The organism is Fontisubflavum oceani (genome assembly GCF_030407165.1).
Classification (GTDB): domain Bacteria; phylum Pseudomonadota; class Alphaproteobacteria; order Rhodobacterales; family Rhodobacteraceae; genus Rhodophyticola; species Rhodophyticola oceani.
The window spans coordinates 2,765,031-2,784,492 of the sequence record NZ_CP129111.1; the positions used below are offsets into that span (position 1 = coordinate 2,765,031).

20 protein-coding genes and 1 pseudogene are annotated in these 19,462 nt (G+C 62.7%); 5 read left to right on the plus strand and 16 right to left on the minus strand.

From position 1 onward, the window contains the following. Positions 1-3: 3 nt before the first annotated feature. The 4 genes from QTA57_RS14080 to QTA57_RS14095 are packed head-to-tail and all read left to right on the plus strand — an operon-like array spanning position 4 to position 4,555. Positions 4-1,554: a sulfatase-like hydrolase/transferase gene (locus QTA57_RS14080; protein ID WP_290152064.1), complete on the plus strand. Its 1,551-nt coding sequence runs from the start codon at positions 4-6 to the stop codon at positions 1,552-1,554. Further along, positions 1,551-2,207 carry an NIPSNAP family protein gene (locus tag QTA57_RS14085; RefSeq protein WP_290152065.1) on the plus strand — a complete coding sequence of 219 codons (657 nt, stop codon included), beginning with the start codon at positions 1,551-1,553 and terminating at the stop codon, positions 2,205-2,207. The genes QTA57_RS14080 and QTA57_RS14085 overlap by 4 nt, the downstream gene beginning before the upstream one ends. A gap of 3 nt (positions 2,208-2,210) precedes the next feature. Then, positions 2,211-2,990, plus strand: coding sequence for an SDR family NAD(P)-dependent oxidoreductase (locus tag QTA57_RS14090; protein ID WP_290152067.1), 780 nt, complete (start codon positions 2,211-2,213; stop codon positions 2,988-2,990). Positions 2,991-3,007: 17 nt separating this feature from the next. Next, entirely contained in the window at positions 3,008-4,555 is a 1,548-nt protein-coding gene (locus tag QTA57_RS14095) for an aldehyde dehydrogenase (NADP(+)) (RefSeq protein ID WP_290152068.1), read from the plus strand. 141 nt (positions 4,556-4,696) lie between these two features. Here the strand turns inward: QTA57_RS14095 and QTA57_RS14100 are convergent. From QTA57_RS14100 to QTA57_RS14150, 11 genes and pseudogenes are all read right to left on the minus strand, one after another. Beyond that, a pseudogene (locus QTA57_RS14100) lies at positions 4,697-4,966 on the minus strand (IS3 family transposase); the annotation flags it as partial. 433 nt (positions 4,967-5,399) lie between these two features. Then, positions 5,400-5,798 (minus strand): CBS domain-containing protein, encoded by a 399-nt coding sequence (locus QTA57_RS14105; protein WP_290152069.1) that lies wholly within the window; start codon positions 5,796-5,798, stop codon positions 5,400-5,402. Further along, entirely contained in the window at positions 5,795-5,968 is a 174-nt protein-coding gene (locus QTA57_RS14110) for a hypothetical protein (RefSeq protein ID WP_171560838.1), read from the minus strand. The genes QTA57_RS14105 and QTA57_RS14110 overlap by 4 nt, the downstream gene beginning before the upstream one ends. Before the next feature lie 24 nt (positions 5,969-5,992). After that, positions 5,993-6,961, minus strand: coding sequence for an FAD:protein FMN transferase (locus QTA57_RS14115; protein WP_290152070.1), 969 nt, complete (start codon positions 6,959-6,961; stop codon positions 5,993-5,995). Between the two features lie 3 nt (positions 6,962-6,964). Then, complete coding sequence (gene nqrF / locus QTA57_RS14120; protein WP_290152071.1) at positions 6,965-8,185, minus strand: NADH:ubiquinone reductase (Na(+)-transporting) subunit F; 1,221 nt, start codon at positions 8,183-8,185, stop codon at positions 6,965-6,967. Beyond that, entirely contained in the window at positions 8,182-8,781 is a 600-nt protein-coding gene (gene nqrE, locus QTA57_RS14125) for an NADH:ubiquinone reductase (Na(+)-transporting) subunit E (RefSeq protein ID WP_290152072.1), read from the minus strand. The genes nqrF and nqrE overlap by 4 nt, the downstream gene beginning before the upstream one ends. Continuing rightward, complete coding sequence (locus QTA57_RS14130; RefSeq protein ID WP_290152073.1) at positions 8,778-9,431, minus strand: NADH:ubiquinone reductase (Na(+)-transporting) subunit D; 654 nt, start codon at positions 9,429-9,431, stop codon at positions 8,778-8,780. Before QTA57_RS14130 ends, nqrE begins: the two co-directional genes overlap by 4 nt. A gap of 1 nt (position 9,432) precedes the next feature. Continuing rightward, positions 9,433-10,233 carry an NADH:ubiquinone reductase (Na(+)-transporting) subunit C gene (gene nqrC, locus QTA57_RS14135; RefSeq protein ID WP_290152074.1) on the minus strand — a complete coding sequence of 267 codons (801 nt, stop codon included), beginning with the start codon at positions 10,231-10,233 and terminating at the stop codon, positions 9,433-9,435. After that, positions 10,226-11,023 carry an RnfABCDGE type electron transport complex subunit D gene (locus QTA57_RS14140; RefSeq protein WP_290152075.1) on the minus strand — a complete coding sequence of 266 codons (798 nt, stop codon included), beginning with the start codon at positions 11,021-11,023 and terminating at the stop codon, positions 10,226-10,228. Before QTA57_RS14140 ends, nqrC begins: the two co-directional genes overlap by 8 nt. Beyond that, positions 11,020-11,430: a hypothetical protein gene (locus QTA57_RS14145; protein ID WP_290152076.1), complete on the minus strand. Its 411-nt coding sequence runs from the start codon at positions 11,428-11,430 to the stop codon at positions 11,020-11,022. The genes QTA57_RS14140 and QTA57_RS14145 overlap by 4 nt, the downstream gene beginning before the upstream one ends. After that, positions 11,430-12,185: a hypothetical protein gene (locus QTA57_RS14150; RefSeq protein WP_290152077.1), complete on the minus strand. Its 756-nt coding sequence runs from the start codon at positions 12,183-12,185 to the stop codon at positions 11,430-11,432. Before QTA57_RS14150 ends, QTA57_RS14145 begins: the two co-directional genes overlap by 1 nt. A 167-nt stretch (positions 12,186-12,352) precedes the next feature. On the opposite strand from QTA57_RS14150, the gene QTA57_RS14155 reads away from it, so the two are divergent. Continuing rightward, a complete protein-coding gene (locus tag QTA57_RS14155) occupies positions 12,353-13,441 on the plus strand; it encodes a polyheme membrane-associated cytochrome C (RefSeq protein WP_290152078.1) in 1,089 nt (362 codons plus the stop codon). A 74-nt stretch (positions 13,442-13,515) separates the two neighbouring features. Here QTA57_RS14155 and QTA57_RS14160 read toward each other — a convergent pair whose 3' ends face one another. The 5 genes from QTA57_RS14160 to QTA57_RS14180 form a co-directional block, all read right to left on the minus strand. Continuing rightward, entirely contained in the window at positions 13,516-13,761 is a 246-nt protein-coding gene (locus tag QTA57_RS14160) for a phosphopantetheine-binding protein (RefSeq protein ID WP_290152080.1), read from the minus strand. Next, complete coding sequence (locus QTA57_RS14165; protein WP_290152081.1) at positions 13,758-14,978, minus strand: dihydrolipoamide acetyltransferase family protein; 1,221 nt, start codon at positions 14,976-14,978, stop codon at positions 13,758-13,760. Before QTA57_RS14165 ends, QTA57_RS14160 begins: the two co-directional genes overlap by 4 nt. 16 nt (positions 14,979-14,994) lie before the next feature. Further along, entirely contained in the window at positions 14,995-16,989 is a 1,995-nt protein-coding gene (gene pdhA, locus QTA57_RS14170; protein WP_290152082.1) for a pyruvate dehydrogenase (acetyl-transferring) E1 component subunit alpha, read from the minus strand. Beyond that, entirely contained in the window at positions 16,986-18,599 is a 1,614-nt protein-coding gene (acsA, locus tag QTA57_RS14175; RefSeq protein ID WP_290152083.1) for an acetate--CoA ligase, read from the minus strand. The genes pdhA and acsA overlap by 4 nt, the downstream gene beginning before the upstream one ends. Positions 18,600-18,818: 219 nt before the next feature. Beyond that, positions 18,819-19,256, minus strand: coding sequence for a host attachment protein (locus QTA57_RS14180; RefSeq protein WP_290152084.1), 438 nt, complete (start codon positions 19,254-19,256; stop codon positions 18,819-18,821). Positions 19,257-19,462 lie beyond the last annotated feature (206 nt).

A 19,462-nucleotide genomic window follows, 5' to 3' on the forward strand; every position in this document is an offset into this window, starting at 1 on the left:
ATCATGGCGGACCAGCTTCGCTACGACTATCTCGGTTGTGCCGGCCATCAATCACTGGAAACGCCGAATATTGACGCCCTGGCGGCGCGCGGTGTTCGCTTCTCGCAGGCCTATGTGCAATCGCCCGTCTGTGGCCCGTCGCGGATGTGTTTCTATACAGGCCGTTATATCTCCACCCATGGCGCCACCTGGAACTATGTGCCGCTGCCGACCTCAGAGATGACCATGGGCGATCATCTGCGCCCGCTTGGGACCGATGTCTTGCTGGTCGGCAAAAGCCATGTCACCCCAAACCTCGACGGTCTGGCGCGCCTGGGCATCGACCCAAACACTAAGGAGGGCCGCCTGGTGGCAGAAGGCGGCTTTCGCGTGTTCGAACGCGATGACGGGATCCATGCCGATGCCGCCGTCAAGCCGGATTACGCTTATAATCAATACCTTGAGGAGCACGGCCTCGGAGGTCCGAACCCGTGGCACTACCGAGCGAATGCCACCGGCGACGCGGAGCCGAAATCCGGCTGGTATCTGCAGAATGTCGGCGCGGCCGCGCGTGTCCCGGCGGAACACTCCGAGACGGCTTACATGACCAATCGCGCGATGGAGTGCATCGCCGCACAGACCGACCAATGGTGCCTGCATCTGAGCTATATCAAACCACACTGGCCATATGTGGCACCGGCGCCCTATCACGCGATGTACGGGGCCGCGGATGTGCCCCCTGCCCTACGTGACCCGCGAGAGCTGGAGGATCCCCACCCTGTGCTCGCCGCCTATCACGCGCGCGAGGAATGCCGGACTTTCTGCAGGGACGAGGCGCGCGACACGGTGATCCCCATTTACATGGGCATGATCAAACAGATCGATGACGAGATCGGGCGTCTTGTGGCCTTCCTCGAAGACCGCGGCGAGCTTGATCAGACCTTGATCGTCTTTACCAGCGATCACGGCGATTACCTTGGCGATCATTGGTTGGGCGACAAGGAGATGTTCCATCGCCAATCGACGCGTATCCCGCTCATTGTGGTCGATCCCGACGCAGCGGCGGACGGCACGCGCGGCACCGTCTCCGCGCGCCCCGTCGAAGCTATTGATCTGTTGCCGAGCTTCGTTGACTGGCTCGGCGGTGAGGTGCCCGATCACATCCTAGAGGGCCAGTCGTTGCTGCCCTTGCTGCACGGGCAAGATATCCCCTGGAGGGACACGGTTTTCAGCGAGCTGGACTATTCCTTCCGGCAGCAGCGCCGCGAGTTGAATGTCCCACCGCACGCCGCACGCGCTTATAATCTACGCAATGCGCGCTGGAACTATGTCTATTTCGAAGGTTTTCCGCCACAACTCTTCGACCTGGAAACTGATCCTGATGAGTTCGTCGATCTCGGCCGCGACCCGGCCTATTCAGACATCTGTGCCGGACTTGAAGCGCGCCTGTTCGCGTGGTTGCGCGCTCGCAAACGTCGCGCGACGATCTCAGACGCAGCGATCGAGGCAAAGACCGAAAGCTGGCGCAAGAATGGCGTCTTCGCTGGCGCATGGAGCCCTGAGGACCACGAATGATTGTTGATGTGCGCCGTTACACCCTGAAACCGGGACATCTCTCCCCCTATCTCAGCCGCTATGGCGCGGCGGGCTACGCGGCACAGGAACGCCATCTGGGCACGGCTCTGGGCTGGTTCATTGCCGATGTCGGCCCACAAAACCATGTCCTTCACCTATGGGGATATGACGACACCAAAGACATGGAAACCCGACGCGCCGCCATGGCTCAAGACCCTGAATGGATCTCTGTCAGACAGGATTTCAAGGGCCTGTTCTCCGCTCAAGAGACCGAGGTGATGCGGCAAATCCCTGACCTGCCCTATACCCGGTCCGCGACCGCGCCGGGCCTCGTGGACGTTCGCTGCTACACACTTCATCATGGTGACATGTCCGCGTTCCTCGACATCCTCAGAACCCGGTCCGCGCTTGTCCAGGCCCGGCACTGGACGGACAACATCACCTATCTGATTAGTCAGACCGGCAGACAGAACCGTATCCTGCATATCTGGGGCCACGCCGATCACGCCGAGCGCCTTGCCCGGCGGCAAGCCCTTCTGGCCGACCCCGACTGGCAAGACTGCATGAAGGCCTTCCTTCCGATGATGGCCGATATGCAGACCTTCACGGCGACGCCGGCTCCGTTCTGGACCCGACCGGAAAGGAGGGCCTGAGCCATGGATCTTCGGCTGACGGGAAAACGCGCCTTGGTGACCGGCGCTTTGGGCGGTGTTGGCCGCGCCACGGTCAACACTCTTATTGCCGAGGGTGCATTGGTCTTTGCCACCGACCTCGCGCCGACAACGGACGTCTGGGACGACACCGGCGGGGTAACCTATCACCCGGCAGAGTTGCGCGATCCGGACGCGATCCAGGGCCTTGCAGCCGCCGCACAGGATGCGCTTGGCGGTCCGGTCGAGATTTGCATCAACAATGCCGCCATTACCCACAGGACCGATTTCCTCGATATGGAAGGCGAGGATTTCGACCGTGTCTATGAAATCAACCTGCGGGCGCCGTTTCTGTTGGGACAAGCCGTCGCCCGGGCGATGGTCGCCGCGGGCGACCCCGGCAGCATCGTTAATATCGGATCGGTTAACGCGCAACTCGCGCTCCCTGACAATGCGGCCTATGTGGCCAGCAAAGGCGGCCTCTTGCAGCTGACCCGCGCCATGGCCATCGCGCTGGCCCCCGATGGCATCCGCGTGAACATGGTGGCCCCCGGCAGCATCGACACGCCCCTGCAACGCAAAGGGCAATCCCGCTCTCCCGCGCTCCGCGCCCGGGTTCTATCACGTACTCCGCTCGGCCGCCTTGGGGCCCCGGAGGAAGTCGCCGACGCGATCATCTACATGGCAAGCCCCCGTTCCAGCTACATCACCGGCGAATGCCTGTTCGTCGATGGCGGGCGCATGCCGCTCAATTTCACCATGCCGGGTCCCGGCACGAACACCTGACCCAACGGAGGCCTCCAATGTCCAAAGGACAGCACCTCATCGCCGGGACATGGATCGACGGCGAAGACACATTCAGGAACACCCCCATCGCCGGTGCGGCCGAAGCCTTCGCCAAGGGCACACCCGCCCTCATCGAACGCGCCGCTGTTGCCGCCGAAGACGCTTGTGCCGCCTTTGCCGCCACCAACCGGGCCGAACGGGCGGCGTTGCTGCGTGACATTGCAGTCCGCATCGACGCCGTCGGCGATGCCATCACCGAGATTGGAACCCGTGAGACCGGCCTTCCGGCGGCGCGGCTGGAAGGCGAGCGCGGGCGCACGGTCGGCCAACTTCGGCTCTTTGCCGACCACATCGACGCGGGCGATTACCTTGACCGGCGCCATGATCCGGCCATGCCAGACAGAACGCCACTGCCGCGCCCGGAGCTGCATATGATCCAGCGCCCGATTGGCCCCGTCGCCGTCTTCGGCGCCTCCAACTTCCCGCTGGCATTCTCGGTCGCAGGCGGCGATACGGCCTCGGCTCTGGCTGCCGGATGCCCTGTCGTCGTTAAGGGTCATGAAGCCCACCCCGGAACGTCCGAAGTCGTGGCCGAAGCGATCGCCGAGGCGATCGCCGCCGCCGGTTTACCTGGGGGCGTGTTTTCACTTGTCCATGGCGGCGATCACGCCGTCGGTACGGCGCTTGTCACCCATCCGCTGATCCGCGCCGTCGGTTTCACCGGGTCGCTCGGCGCAGGCCGCACGCTGTTCGACATGTGCGCAAACCGGGCCGAACCAATCCCCTTCTACGGCGAGTTGGGCAGCATCAATCCGGTCTTTCTGATGCCTGCGGCGCTTTCGGCCCGGGGCGTTGAGATCGCCAAGGCTTGGGCCGGATCGCTGACCATGGGGGCCGGGCAATTCTGCACCAACCCGGGTGTTGCCATCGCCATCGAGGGTGCCGACGCGGACATCTTCGCCGCTGAGACGGCCGCGGCCTTGTCCGGTGTCGCGGCGCAAACCATGCTGACAGACGGCATCGCCTCGGCCTACCGCGCAGGGCGGGACATGCTTGTCGGCGCCCCCCGCGTGGAAACGCTCTTTGTCTCGGACGATGCGTCGCGAGCTGCGGGCCCGGATCTGTTCCGTGTTTCGGCCCGGGACTGGATGGCGGACGACACCCTCCGCCACGAGGTTTTCGGACCCGCCGCGATACTGGTGGTGGCGGCAGATAGTGCCGAAATGGAAACTGTCGCCGCCCAGCTCGACGGGCAGTTGACGGCCACCCTGCAGATGGACGATGCGGATCACGATGCGGTGCGCCACCTTCTCCCCAGTCTGGAGAGAAAGGCGGGGCGCATCCTGTTCAACGGGTTTCCAACCGGCGTCGAAGTGGCTGACGCCATGGTCCATGGCGGTCCCTATCCGGCCTCGACCAACTTCGGACAGACCTCGGTGGGAACACTCGCGATCAGACGTTGGCTTCGACCGGTCTGCTACCAGAACACGCCGGAGGCGCTACTGCCGAGCGATCTCAGATCGTCCTTCGTCAGGGTTTCTGGCACGAAGAGCGGCCTAGTTTAGGAGAGATTTTGGCCTCTCTGTTTGATTACACTATGCGGCACGTTTTCTGTGTTGTACCCGACGCGCTTCGAGTGTCTTTCGTTTGATCCTTCCCCTTTGTTGTGGAAGGGCCTTGTCGCGCCCGGAGTAGACATCCGCGAGTGTGACGTTGTCGCTGACCACAACGCAGGAATGCCTCCGCATTTCTGCGATCCGATCCAATTCTCGCGCGACCCGAGTGCCTGAGAGCAACATGTCCACGACGGCAGCCCGGCATTCCTGGCTGAAATCACCGATGACGCAAAGGATGCGGAACCACGGGGCGTCCGAGAATGCGTCCAACATGAGACCGAGCGGCCAGTGTTTGTTTGGCCACTGCGGAATCGCCTTAGAGGCTCTCGTACCGATCGCACGCTTGCGTCCGCTCTGTTTTGCGTGAGGCCAAACCCATCGGTTCCGATGCGCTTCAATCTGACTAAACCCGCGCAACCGCCAAATGCACAATATGGCGCCTCAGAAGGCGACTTCACGGTGCACGCACGGTACACAAAATACTCTTAAGATATTGAAAAGATAAATTAACCCGCCCAATCTATCATCGGGGCGATGGAAAGCCTCGCATTTTGTCTTGTTGATAATCTCTGTATCTTCAAACCGTTGACACACGTTGTTGAAGTGTTTGAGTCCCCCGGCTCCGATCATCGTGCAAGCCAATGACCTCTCACGACACAGATAGCGCAGGGGAAACAGCGTCCTTCATTAAGCTCCCTTCTAAAACTGGGCTGAAACAGCGATGTTCAAGGAAGCCAGCTCTCCACCTCTCCCAGAGGTGGAGCGGATCGGCGAGGCTGAAACGAGGTGCCCCTCAGCCCCAGTTCTCGGCCAATCCACGCAGAATATCGGTGCGGCTGATCAGCCCAAGGAGTCGCCCGTCTTCCACCACGGGAAAGCGCCGATACGGGCCGTTAAGAAACTGCTGACAGGCGGTGAGAAGGTCCAGGTTGGGGTCCATCGTCACAACATCTTTGGCCATATAGGCGGAGACGGGTTTGCCCCATTCGCGATAGTAGCTGGCTTCCAACGCCGCGCGCAGACCGTCCTTCTCCGTCAGAATACCGACCAGCCGCCCCGCTTTGTCGACCACCGGCGCGCCCGAGATCTTGTGATCCAACAAGACATGAACGGCGCTGTTGATCTCTTGCTCCGGGCTGAGCGTGACCAACGTGCGATTCATGTAATCGGAAACGAGGCTGAGCGTGCTCATCCCCCCTGCCCTCCGCCACCGGATTTCGGGCAAGCCGCGCAGCCGCCCGGCACCGCGCAAGATATCCCGCCGCAGGACCCTTTGATCGGCCCGCGCCCGAGCAAAACACCGATCGCAAGGCCCAAGATCATCAAACCGATGAGCGCCAAGGTGAACAGAAATGTCGTCATGCCGCTGTCTCCTTTCCGATCCTCTCAGGCCACGACATGGTCGGCAAAATCACCGGTCATGACAGTTTGCCCCGCCGTAGCCGCATCGAGGATGAAGAGTGCCGAGACCCCATTGGCCCGCGCGAACGCGGGGCCGCCTGCGCCCATCGCCAGCAGCGCCGTGGCCATGGCGTCCGCCTCCATCCCCGTCGGGGCTAGGACAGAGACCGAAGCCGCGAAGCCTACCGCCGGGCGGGTGCTGCCCGGATCGATCACATGGCTGAGCGCGATGTCTCCCGAAACACCGTTGGCCCGATGTCCGGATGTGGCCAGCGCCAGCGCACCCGGCGTCACGATTGTGTGCACGGCAAAGCCAGGTACCAAGGGGTCTTCGATGGCCACCTGCCAGGGTCGTCCCGACGGGTGCCGCCCGATCGCGCGCACCTCGCCGCCGAGTTCAAGCAGCATGTCCTCAGCGCCCTGCGCCACCAGCCCATCGGCTAAGAGATCCAGGGCAAAGCCTTTCGCAATCCCGCAGAGGTCGAGTGTGACACCCGGCACCTGCTTCCGCACCGACTCCGCACCCAGAACGATCGCCTCGGCACTGCCCACCTGCCCGGTGATTGGTCCGAAGCCAAAACGCTGCACCTGCGGCCCGATTGTCGGGTCAAAGGCGCCCTCTGTCGCCTGGTGAATCTCCAAAGCGGTGCGCACGACATGCGCCATCGGGGCTGGAACCGCGATCTCCTGCCCGACTTCCGCGCGATTGAAGCGCGACAATGGTGAGGTCTGCCGATAAGGCGACATGGCTGCATCAACGGCGGCGATTTGGTGGCTGATCCAGGGGCTGATCAAAGCCGGATCTCGACCGCCAGAGACCAGCCGCCACGTGCTACCAAAAGCCGGGCCGCCAGCGATGCGCGCGCCGGTTGCGCCGGTGCCTGACCATCCCGCATTAGGCATCAGGCCGAGAGCCAAACCGCCAAGGATCATGTTGCGCCGGGTCTCATCCATCGCTCACACTCCGAAATCATCGTTGAAGATGCGGTCGGGTTCCACGCCCAGATCGTCCAGCATCTTGAGCACCGCCGCGATCATCATCGGCGGGCCGCAGAGGTAAAACTCGCAGTTCTCCGGGTTCGGGTGGTCGCGCAGATACCGTTCCCACACGACAGTGTGGATGAATCCGGTCGCGCCGCTCCAATCATCCTCTGGTTCGGGGTCGGACAGGGCAACGGTCCAGTCAAAATTCGTGTGCTTTTCTGCCAGCGCATCCAGCTCGTCGGCATAGAACAGATCCGCGACGCTGCGCGCGCCATACCAGAAGCTCATCTTGCGGGGGCTGTGCCGCGCCTCCAGCGTTTCGAAGATCATCGCGCGCAACGGCGCCATGCCAACCCCGCCGCCAAGGAACACCAACTCGCGGTCGCTCTCTTGCACGCGGAAGGTGCCAAAGGGCCCGGCAACAGAGACCGGATCGCCGGGCTTTACCGAAAATAGCCAGGACGACACGATCCCCGGCGGCGCGCCCGCGGCTTTTGGCGGCGGCAGGGCCAGGCGGATGTTCAAAACCACGCGCCCGGCGCTGTTATCTTCGGGTCGATTGGCGATGGAATACGCGCGGGTCACCGGCTCATCGGTACGGACGGAGAGCGGGCGGAGCGGTTCCCAGACAGTCTCAAACGGCGCAGGCATCTCTATTTGATCAAAGCTCAGATCGTAAGGTGGCGCGGTGATCTGGATGAAAGCACCCGCAAAAAGATGCTCGGCCTTCCCCTCGGGCAGATCCAGAACGATCTCCCGGATCAGCGGCGTCAGCGCAGTGACGGAGGCGACGCGGGCCTCGAAGGCCTCGGCGGCCAGCAGATCATCGCTGACATGGACCGCCATATCCCCACGTAGCGTGACTTGGCAGGCCAGATGCGTGCCATCGCGCCGCTCGGCCGGGGTCAGCCGGGCCAGCTCCACTGGCAAGGGCGGCGGGCCATCGCCGGTGATCTGAACCCGGCACAGCCCGCATGTGCCGGCCCCGGCGCAAGCCGAAGGGACCAGTACGCCGTGATCGTTCAGAGCGGTCAGAAGTTTCTGCCCGGTTACCGTTTCAATCCGGTTGGTGTCATTCACGGTGATCGTCGTGGGGCGCGCGGGCATCATGACCCGCCGGGCTAGGATCACCACGCCGGTCAGCGCCAGGGTCATGGCAACGAGAAAGACGATACCGAGGATCAGATTGCTCATAGCGGCACCCTCGCAAAGGCCGCGAAGCCAAGCGACATCAGGCCGGTGACCAGGAAGGCGCTGGCCAATCCCTGCACACCTGCAGGCATATCGCTATAGCGCAAGCGCTCGCGAATGGCCGCGAAGGCGATGATTGCAAGCGCCCATCCAACACCGCTGCCAAAGCCATAGACCAGGGATTCCGGGACGGTGTATTGCCGCTCCGCCATGAAGAGGCTGCCCCCAAGGACGGCACAGTTTACAGTGATCAATGGCAGGAAGCTGCCCAAAGCGATGTAAAGGCGCGGGAAATAGCGATCGAGTGTCATCTCAAGCACTTGCACGATCGCCGCGATCACACCAATGAAGGCCACGAGCCGCAAGAAAGACAGATCGACATCGGGCAGGCCCGCCCAGGCCCAGGCCCCGTCCACCAAAGCTCCGTTCAGGATCAGGGCATTGACCGGCACCGTGATCGTCTGGACCGCGATGATGGCCAGGCCAAGCCCAACCGCCGTATCCACCCGTTCCGAGACGGCGAGGAAGGTGCAGATCCCGAGGAAATAGGCCAGCGCCAGGTTTTCCGAGAAGATCGAGGCGATCAGAAGTTCGGTCATCCGCGCCCCCTATCCCCGGCGAGTTGGTACTGCGCTGGCTCGACCTGATCGGTGCGGGCGCTGCGGATCGCCCAGATCAGCAAGCCGATGATAAAGAAGGCTGCGGGCGCCAACTGCATCAGGCCGAGAGGTTGGAACCAGCCGCCATCCTCCAAGGGCGTCAGCAGCGTGACGCCCAACAGGCTGCCTTGCCCCAGAAGCTCCCGGATGCTGCCCACCACGATCAGGATCAGGCTATAACCCAAGCCGTTGCCAAGGGCGTCCAACACCGAGGGCCCCACCGGATTGCGCATCGCGAAGGCTTCCGCCCGCCCCAGAACGAGGCAGTTGGTGACAATCAGGCCCACGAAGACCGACAAGGCGCGGCTCAACTCAAAGGCGAAAGCGCGCATCAACTCGTCGATCACGATGACCAGCGAGGCGATGATGGTGATCTGCACGATCAGCCGGATCACATGGGGGATATGGTGGCGTATGAGGCTGATGATCGCCGAGGCGAGGCAGATCACCGTCGTCAGCGCCAGCGACATCATCAACGCCGTATCGAGCGATGTGGTCACGGCAAGCGCCGAACAGACCCCAAGGATTTGCCGGGTGACCGGATTTTGGTCGATCAGCGGGGAGACAATGCGCGTCAGGGCGTTTGCCATATCAGAGACCTCCGTCGCGCAATTGGTCGAGAAATGGGCCAAAGCCATGCGGCCCCATCCAGTAGCGCAGCATATCGGCCACCCCATGTCCGGTGCGTGTCGCGCCCGAGATACCGTCAACCTGATGCGGGCCGCTGGCCTGCCCGCGCACCACGTCGATCACGATCTGACCACGTGCATCGGCCAGTTCCCGCCCGGGCCAAAGCGCTTGCCAGTCCGGATCTTCGATGCGTGAGCCCAACCCGGCTGTTTCGCCTTGCGCGGTAATAGTCAGGGCGGCGACGGTGTTGAGGTCCGCCTCAAGCGCCAATAGCGCCTCGATCCGCGACTGATATCCGGTGCCAGAAACCGGCAACACAATCAGCGCGACGCCCCCGTCACGCTCGAGAATATGCACCGGGGCAAGTGGCGCGCGCTGTCGCAGGCGGGCGAGGTCTTGCGAAGCCGGGATCGCCACCGCCGTTTCCGGGTCATTGGCGGCAGCGTTGGCGTCATAATCGGCGGCGGACATGTCGGGCACAATCTGACCACTGGCCAGATCGACCAGATAGGTCGTCAGGCCATCCGCCCCGGTCTCGGCCAAAAGCTCCCCCATGCCGGGCAGCGTGTCCAACATGGCCGCCATTCGGGCGGCGCGTTCGGCCTCAAGATGAGCTTGCTGCCGCGGTTCCAACAGGGTCGCGGCACTGGCCACCAAAACCGCGCAGATCACGGCCGTGAGGCTCGCAACCCCCACAATCTTGACCGGATCGTCATTGTCACGCGACAGAAAACGCCAGCGGGAGAGGGTTGGATCAGCCATGGCGCCGTTGCCTTCTCCAAGCGTTGAAACTCAGCACGATATGGTCGATCAGCGGCGCCATGAGGCTTGCCATCAGCGCCGCAAAGACCAGGGCACCGGCCCCGGGCGGCATATCGCCGACCCCCGCGAAGACCCAGGCGAGACCACCGGCCAAGGCACCATGCAGCACACGGCCCCAGGATGTGACGGCGGCGGAGGTCGGATCGCAGATCAGAAACACCAGCGCGACACTGCTTGTGGTCAGCAGGATGATGGCCGTCTCGAAACTACTCACCCCGAGAACCAAGATCATCACGACCAAAAAAGACAGAGCAATGCGCAAGCTCAACAGCCCCGTCGCCAAAAGCAACACCGCCCCCGGCAGGCAGGCCAGGGCCAGCGCCGGGCTTGGCGAGACAAAGGTCAGATCGGGGAGCGACAAGAACGCGAGTGCCAGGGCGACTGTCGCCGGCGACAGAAAGGCAAAGCCGCGCCCACCAAAGATCCGCTCCCCGATGACGCAACCGAGCGACAGAACGACAACCAGGTGCCAAAGCGGCATATCGGCGGGCACGAAAAGCGTGAAGATCGCGGCGGTGGTGAGGCCATGAGGCTCAAAGCGGCGATGGCGCAAAGCGGCAAAGGCATAATCCCAGACTAGCACAACCAGAAGCGCGGCGAGCAAAATGCCAAGGGTCGCGGCGCCGCCGTGCCAAAGGCTCACCCCAAGCGGCGGCAAGAGCGCGAGGCTTTGGATCGCGACGAGCCCGCCAGCCCCTCGGCCCTGCATGAGCGACGCAAACCGGGTCATGCCGCATCCTTCTGCAACTGATCCAACACGTCGCGCAGGCAGCGTTCGTAATTGGTGCCGCTGGTGCAGAGCGCCGTCAGCGGCACTACATCCTCTTCCAACAAATCGAGGCAGCCGAGGCGTCCGCAGGCCTCCAAATCACCAATGCTAAGGGCGCGCATCAAGGGCACGGCTTGTACATGGGCCGGAAGAGCGCGGTCGAGCCCGGTCAGCGGGATCAAGGGCTGCGGCCCCGTTGGTCTCCGCGATGTGCTCACAGCGGCAAGCGCCGCATCAAGATGGTGTCGCCCCAGATAGGCCGCAGGATGGCTATAGCCGTGCGGGCCAGACCTCGGTTCCAACTCAGGAGAAAGGGCACCATCCGCCGCGAACAGCGTCCGCAAATCCGCCCCGAGCGGTGCTTGCATTATCTGTGCCCGCGCGCGTCCTTGGGTTGCAAAGAAATCGTTCGGATCGGGTCATAAATACCGGTGCGCCGTATCGATCCAATCGCGACGACGTCCTGATAGCCAATTGTCCAAACCTGCCCCAACGGGCCGACGGGATGGAGCCGTGCGACCTGCCCACCCGGCCGATGCCAGTCGCGCGCGAACCGTTTACGATGCGCTTTGATGCGCGGATTTGCCGGGATCGGGATCGTCGATTGAGCCGCTAGGCAGAGGTGAACCGGCCCTTCCGTTAATTCGGTCAAGGCGTTCATGCCGTCGGCGAAATCGCTCTGCCGGTCAGACAAGATGGCCTGCGGGTCAAGCGCGCTGCCACGTGCCGGAACGGCAGAGACGATGATGGCGTCCGGGCGGGCGTCCGGGACGGGCGGACCGCCATAGGGGCGCGTCACAAAAGCGGGCCAGAGGCCGCGGGACAAGAGGTATGTGCGCAGATCGCCCCCCTCAGGCAACATGTTGGCGGGGCTGGCCGGGCCGCCCTTTGCTGGTTCGATAACAATCGCCGAAAGGGTGCGCCGTGGCCCAAAACCTATGCTCGCCACACGGCCCCGAATCGGAGAAACAAACTCAATCTCCGGTCGCTTCACATCGTGAAAGAGCACCTGCCCCGGGGCTACAACCTCGCCCTCTGCCACAACCGCACGCGGCCGCAAACCCGGGTAGTCCCGGCCCAGAAGGGCAACGGGTACAGGGGAAGGCGGCAAAGGGTCGGACATCATCGATACGCCTGTTCTTGGCCCTGATGGGCAGCAAACTCCGCCCACCTTCTCGGAGCTTGGTCCGGCGCACATTGATCTTGGTCAATTACCCGGTTCGCAATTTGTGGCCGGATAGGCGCAGACCTTTAGCCCGCCCCGCCGCCAGCCCATTTGGAGGACATCCCATGTTCATTCGCCCCCTCGCCACATTCGCGTTGGCCGTCGCATTGCTCTTGCCAGCGGCCGTTCTGGCTCAAGATCGCGGCCCCACTCTGACGGAGATCACCGAAGCCTGGCTGGCGTCGCCCCATGCGGACCGATCGGCCGAGGCCTTTACGCATTGGGACGAAGACGGCGAAATCCCCGGTCGCTGCGCCGTCTGCCACTCCTCAACCGGCGTATTGGATTATCTTCAAGGACCGATGGAAACGGTGGGGGCCATAGACCATCCCGTCGGGATCGGCACCGTGGTGAGCTGCGCGACCTGCCACAGTTCTGCGGCGGCAAATCTCGACAGCGTGCCCTTTCCCTCGGGCGTTCATGTGACGCTAGAGCGTGGCTCTGCCGTCTGCGCCGTCTGCCATCAGGGTCGGGCCGCAACCGGCACCGTGAATGCCGCGATCGGGTCTGGCGAACCCGACACCGTGTCGGCCGATCTGGGCTTCATCAACTCGCATTACGCGCTGTCGAGCGCCGCCCAACAAGGCAGCGCGGTGCATGGCGGTTACGAATATCCAGGCCGCCGATATGCCGGGCCATACGCCCATGTTCCCGAGTTCAACACCTGCGTCTCGTGCCACAGGCCGCACAGCCTTGAGGTCAACCTGGCCAGTTGCACAAGCTGTCACGAAAACGCCGATAGCTTCGCCGCAATCCGCACGTCACCGCTGGATTATGACGGCGACGGTGACACGAGCGAAGGCATCACCGCGCCAATCGCCACGCTGCATGCGCAGCTTGGTGAGGCCATCGCGCTTTATGCCGCTGAGGTGGCAGGTACTCCGATTGTCTATAGCACAGGGTCTTTCCCGTATTTCTTCATCGATACCGATGGGGATGGGGCGGTGTCCGAAGGCGAAGACGCCTATCCAAACCGGTATCAGAGCTGGACGCCGCGCTTGCTACGCGCCGCGTATAACTACCAGTTCGTCGCGCAAGATGGCGGGGCATCTTATTCGCACAACCCGCATTACGCGCTGCAACTGCTCTATGATTCCTTAGCGGATCTGAGCGAAAGCGTCGCGGTTGACCTCTCGATGCTGACCCGACCTTGAGCGGTCGCACAACCAACGAAGCGCCCCGATGATCATCATCGGGGTATTCTGCCTTTCTGGTTGGGTGAAGAAAACTACCCCATCCGTACTGCAAGGAACGGCACCGCAGAGGCCAGCGTCGCGATTTTGGGATAGTCCGGTTCCGCCACATCGACACCGAAACGGACATGAAGCGCCGTGACGAGATTCAAGATATCCATCGAATCCAGGTCCAGATCATCCTGCAAATGATCATCCTCTGCGATCGTCTCGGGGTCCAGATCGGGAGCGACGCTGGTCAGTTCTTTCAGAAAAGCAACACGGATTTCGTCTTCGGTCATAAGGCCTCCGGGGATGTCAGATAGGAGTCGAATGCGGTCAGGAAACGGGACGCTTGGCGCCCGTCATTGACCCTGTGATCGACAGAGAGGGTCAGGTGGATCACTTGGCGCGGCTGAAGCGCCCCATCGACCACCCAGGGCCGAAGCTGCGGCGCGCCGAGGCCGACCAACGCCACCTGCGGCGGGAAGATGACGCCGCCCATCGCCTCCGCCCCGCTGTCGCCAAGGCTCGATAGGGTCAGTGTGCCAGCGGTCATCTCAGTTCCACGCAGACGCCCGGCGCGGGCACGGGCGACCAAATCGCGCATCGCCGCCATGGTCTCATTAAGGGTCAGCGTGTCGGCCTGCATCACCGCTGGCGCGACCAGCCCGCCCCCGCGAAGCGCGATCACAAGGCCCACATTGACGTCTGACGCGGGCTGAAAATCGCTGCCCTCGTAGCGGCCGTTCATCGTTGGGCAGGCCCGCGCGGCCAAGGCCGTCGCCCGTACCAAGAGCGCGCCGAGCAACAACCGCTCCGCTGGCGGGCAGTTGGTATTTAGCGTTGCCAGGTGGTCCAATGTGGGTTGCACATCAATGGTTTGCGATAGGTAGAAATGCGGAATGGTTTGTTTGGACCGTGCCATGGCCGCAGCAATGGCTTTACGCATTTCGGCTTTCGGGTCTTTCTTTGTCGGCGCGGTGGCTTGCGGTGGGGGCACGGCACACTGGCCGCGCGCGACATCGCCCAGAACAATCATGCCATCCGGTCCGGTGCCCGAAATCCCACTCAAGTCGACGCCGATTTCCTGCGCTCGCAATCGGGCCGCCGGTGTGGCGCGTGGCTGATCCGAGGTGGACGGAATAGTGGAACCGACCGCGCCATCAACACTTGGCGGCCTTGCCGGTGGAGTCGCAGCGGGGGCCACAGGCCGCTCTGGGCTTGGTGGCGGCGGCGCGTCCGGTTGGGACTGCGGCGCGGCGGCAGGCATGGGTTCCGACGCTGCTTCTGGCACGTCTCCCTCGCCGATCACAGCCAAGGGTGCACCAACCGGCACCACCTGGCCCACCGGGACGAGCAGTTTCGAGACTGGCCCGACCTCGAAACACTCGATCTCGATCGCGCCTTTTTGGGTTTCGACAACGGCCACGACATCGCCGCGCGCGACGGTGTCGCCTTCGGTGATCATCCATTCGACAAGGGTGCCATCTTCCATATCGGCGCCAAGTGAGGGCATCGCAAACACACCCATCTTATCGCCCGAACCGCGATTTGGCCGCGGCGACAATGCTGTCGATCTGCGGGATCGCTGCCTCTTCCAAATGCTTGGGATAGGGGATCGGCACCTCAGCCGAGCAAACACGGCCCACCGGCGCATCAAGCGACCAAAGCGCCTGCTCCATGATCCGGGCGGAAATCTCGGCGGCGAGCGACCCGCTGCGCCAACCTTCATCGACGATCACGGCACGGCGGGTTTTGTTCACCGAAGCCAAGATGGTGGCATCATCCAACGGGCGTAGGCTGCGCAGGTCGATCACCTCGGCCTCGATCCCGTCTTTTGCCAGTGCCTCCGCCGCATCGAGCGTCTTGAACAGCGACCCGCCATAGGTGATCAGGCTCAGATCACTGCCCTCACGACGTATGGCGGCCTTGGAGATATCGACCGCGCCCGCGGCTTCATCGATCTGGCCCGAACGGTTATAAAGCATCACATTTTCGAAGATCAGCACCGGGTCAGGATCTTCCAGCGCCGTCCAAAGCATCCCGTGCGCATCCTCCAGCGTGGCTGGCGTCAACACTTTCAGGCCCGGGATATGCGCATACCAGCCTTCCAAACTATGCGAATGCTGCGCCGCGAGCTGTTTGCCTGCGCCGGTCGCCATGCGGATCACCAAGGGCACGCCGAATTGCCCGCCCGACATATGCCGCAGCGTCGCCGCCGTATTCAGAATCTGATCCAGTGCCAGCATCGAGAAGTTTACGGTCATCAATTCCACGATGGGCCGCATACCTGCGACGGCGGCCCCGATCCCGGCCCCGGTGAAGCCAGACTCTGACAGCGGCGTATCGCGGATGCGCGCCTCGCCAAACTCCTCCATCAAGCCCTTCGAGACCGCGTAGCAGCCGCCATAGGCCCCCACATCCTCACCCATCAGAAACACCCGATCATCACGCAGCATCGCATCGCGGATGCCTTGCTTAACGGCCTCGCGATAGGTGGTCTCCACGGTTGTGCCAGAAGGTGTCACCACCGCAGGCGGCGCCGGTTGCGGCCCAAGAACATACTCGGTGAGTGCCGCCACGGGCTCCCATGCTCCAGCTTCGGCAAAGGCGACGGCCTCAGCAATCTCGGCATCGGCGGCGTCTTCGATCGCCTGCACGTCCTCTTTGTGGACCAAATTGTTGTCGAGCAGCCAGGATTGGAAGCGGACAATTGGGCCTTTTTGTCGCCAGGCGGCGACCTCATCCTTGTCGCGGTAAAGCTGCGCGTCGAACATCGAATGGGCCCGGAACCGATAGGTCTGGCACTCCAGCAGCATCGGTGCGCTGGTCTCGCGGATCTGCGCGATGGCGCGCCGCGCGGCGGCCTCCACCGCGACGACATCCATGCCGTCGACCTGCTCCGCCGCCATGCCGTAACCCGCGGCCTTCTTTGCCACCTCAACCTGTGCCTCGGTCCGCTCGATGGCCGACCCCATGGCGTAGCCATTGTTTTCGCAGACAAACAGCACCGGCAGGCCCCAAAGCTGCGCCAGGTTCATCGCCTCATGAAACTCACCCTCGGCAACCGCTCCTTCGCCAAAGAAACAGGCGGTCACATTCTGTGCGCCGTTCATCCGGTCGGCCAGGGCACGACCCGTGGCCAGCGGCAAGCCGCCGCCGACAATCGCGTTGCCGCCCAAGAAATTTGTCTCGGCATCGAACAGATGCATGGAGCCGCCGCGCCCTCCTGAGCAGCCCTCGGCCTTGCCATACATCTCGGCCATGATCGTGGTCATTGGCACGCCTCGCACCAGCGCATGGCCATGTTCGCGATACGTCGCCACGACGGCATCATCGGGACCAAGGACTGGAATGATCCCGGCGGCTACGGCCTCCTCGCCGTCATAGAGATGCAGGAACCCCCGGATCTTCTGCTGCGTATAAAGCTCGGCGCATTTGTCTTCGAACCGGCGGATACGGATCATTTCGCGCAGAAGCGCCAATACATGCGCCCGATCGAGGCGCGGTTTGTCGATCACTGTCATGTCTCGTCACTCTCCAATGTCGAAATATCGCCCTCGGGCAGGCCCAGTTCGCGCGCCTTCAGAAGCCGTCGCATGATTTTGCCGGAGCGGGTCTTGGGAAGGGTTTGGCGGAACACCACTTCGCGCGGGGCGACGGCGGGGCCGAGTTTCTTGCGGGCATGGCCCCGGATCTCACGTTCCAACTCGGCAGAAGGCTCAACGCCGGGATTCAAGGTGACATAGGCTTTCACCACTTCGCCCGCCGTCTCATCCGGCAAGCCGATCACCCCGGCCTCTGCCACGGCGTCATGTTCGATCAAGGCGCTTTCGACCTCGAATGGCCCGATCAGATGGCCAGAGGTTTTGATCAGATCGTCGGCCCGGCCCACGAACCAGAAATACCCCTCCGCATCGCGGAGTGCGAGATCGCCAGACAGGTACCAGCCATCGACGAAACACTTATCGTAACGCGCCTGTTCGTGCAGATAGGTGCGCATCATTGACGGCCAGCCGGGCCGCAGCGCCAACTCGCCAATCTCCCCAACCGGCATCTCTTTCAGGCCGGTGTCGCCACGCTCGACAATCCCGGCGGTGATCCCCGGCAAGGGGCGCCCCATGGAGCCGGGCTTGACGGTCTCGCCTGGGCAATTGGCGATCATGATGCCGCCGGTTTCGGTCTGCCACCAATTGTCGTGGAACGGCTGGCCGAACACCTCTTCGCTCCAGACCACCGCCTCGGGGTTCAGCGGTTCGCCGACACTGGCCAGAAACCGCAGTTTGGAAAAATCATAAAGTTTCGCCGCCTCAGCCCCGGCACGCATCATCATACGGATCGCCGTGGGCGCCGAATACCAAACCTCGACGCGTTCCCGCTCGACGATGCCGTACCAGCGGTCAAGATCGAACTCCGCCTCATCCACGATCATCGTGACCCGATTCGCCAAGGGCGCAATGATCCCGTAAGACGTGCCCGTGACCCAGCCAGGATCGGCGGTGCACCAATAGATCGTACCAGGCTTCAAATCGAGCGCGACGCGCCCGGAATAGGCATGATAGACGACAGCGCCATGGACATGGACCGCCCCCTTGGGTTTGCCTGTGGTGCCAGAGGTGAAATGGATCAACGCGGGGTCTTCAGGTGCGGTGCGCACCGTCTCAAACACTGGGCCAGCCGCCGCCAGCGCCGGGCGAAGGGCGATACACCCGTCTGGCGCGTCATCGCCCAGGATCAAGACGAGTTTCAGCGAGGGGAGCTTATCTCGCCATTTCGCGATTTTGCGTTGGTAAATCTTTGCCGTCGTGACCAGGACTTTGGCCGATCCGATCTCCATTCGCGTTTGAATCGGCTCCGGCCCGAAGGCCGAGAAAAGCGGCGTGAACACCAACCCAGCCTTCAGCGTGCCGATTGCCGTGGCATAAAGCTCTGGCACCCGACCCATCAAGGCAAAGAGGCTATCCCCTGGCACGCAGCCATGGGCGTGCAGCACATTGGCAAACCGCGCCGACATCGCCGCCAACTCGGTATAGGAAATCTCGCGCCGCTCATCCGCTTTGCCCAGCCACAGGATGGCGGTGTCATCGCCATGGCCTTGCTGCACATGCCGGTCCACCGCCTCATGGGCGATGTTCATCCCCCGTTGAGCCCACTGACATCGGCTGTTTCGGTGAAAATGGACGCGGCGGCAGTCTTCGAACCTGTTTCGATCATGGTCTCCTCCTCATCGGAAAGAGTGGCAGACCATCCGCAGTCGTCATTAATCTCTGTCAATCGGGCACTGCGGGACCGGTACAGATTTTTGCCGAGCAATGACCGATCCCAAAGGCACTTGAGCGCCAGCCCTCATGCGGGTTCAACTGGCAAGTATATCGGCGAGATGCTCGGGCAGATCGGCAAGCGCGACCTCGGTCAAGGTCTTGTCCAACTCGCCCAAAAGCGCCGCTCGCACTGGCGGGCTCAACGCCTCTCTCAAATCGCCCAACATCTGCGGCCCGGCCACAAGCACCAGGCGCGCGAAATGCCCGGCACGTTGACCCTCGGCGAGATCATCGGCAAGCCTCTTGGCAAAGGCCTTGGCGGCTGCCGCTTTCGGATCACGCCGTGTCATCGCTGCGCGGCCCGGCCCATGGCTGCTTTGCCCCTGCCCCGGCGTGTCGGCGTAATCTGTCGGCGGTGCAGCTTTGAACTGCTTGCCGGGCACATCAGCAAACCCTTTCCCCGGCCCCGCATTCATCACGATCCGCGCGGATTGCGCATCCGCGAGAAGGACCCAAGTGATTGTCGGTTTCATGCTCCGTCTCCTCTTCTCCAACAATGATGGCGCCGCGATTTTTGAGGCATCTCGCAAGGCCGAATGATCTCACACAGGCGCATGGCGCTATCCCACGCAGCCGAGATGAACGGCGGCCTCCGACAACGCACCCGCAGCCCTTTCCAAAAGCTCGTAAATACCCGAGAAACGGCCCATGACCGCAAGTTAACCTGGCGGTCCGAACA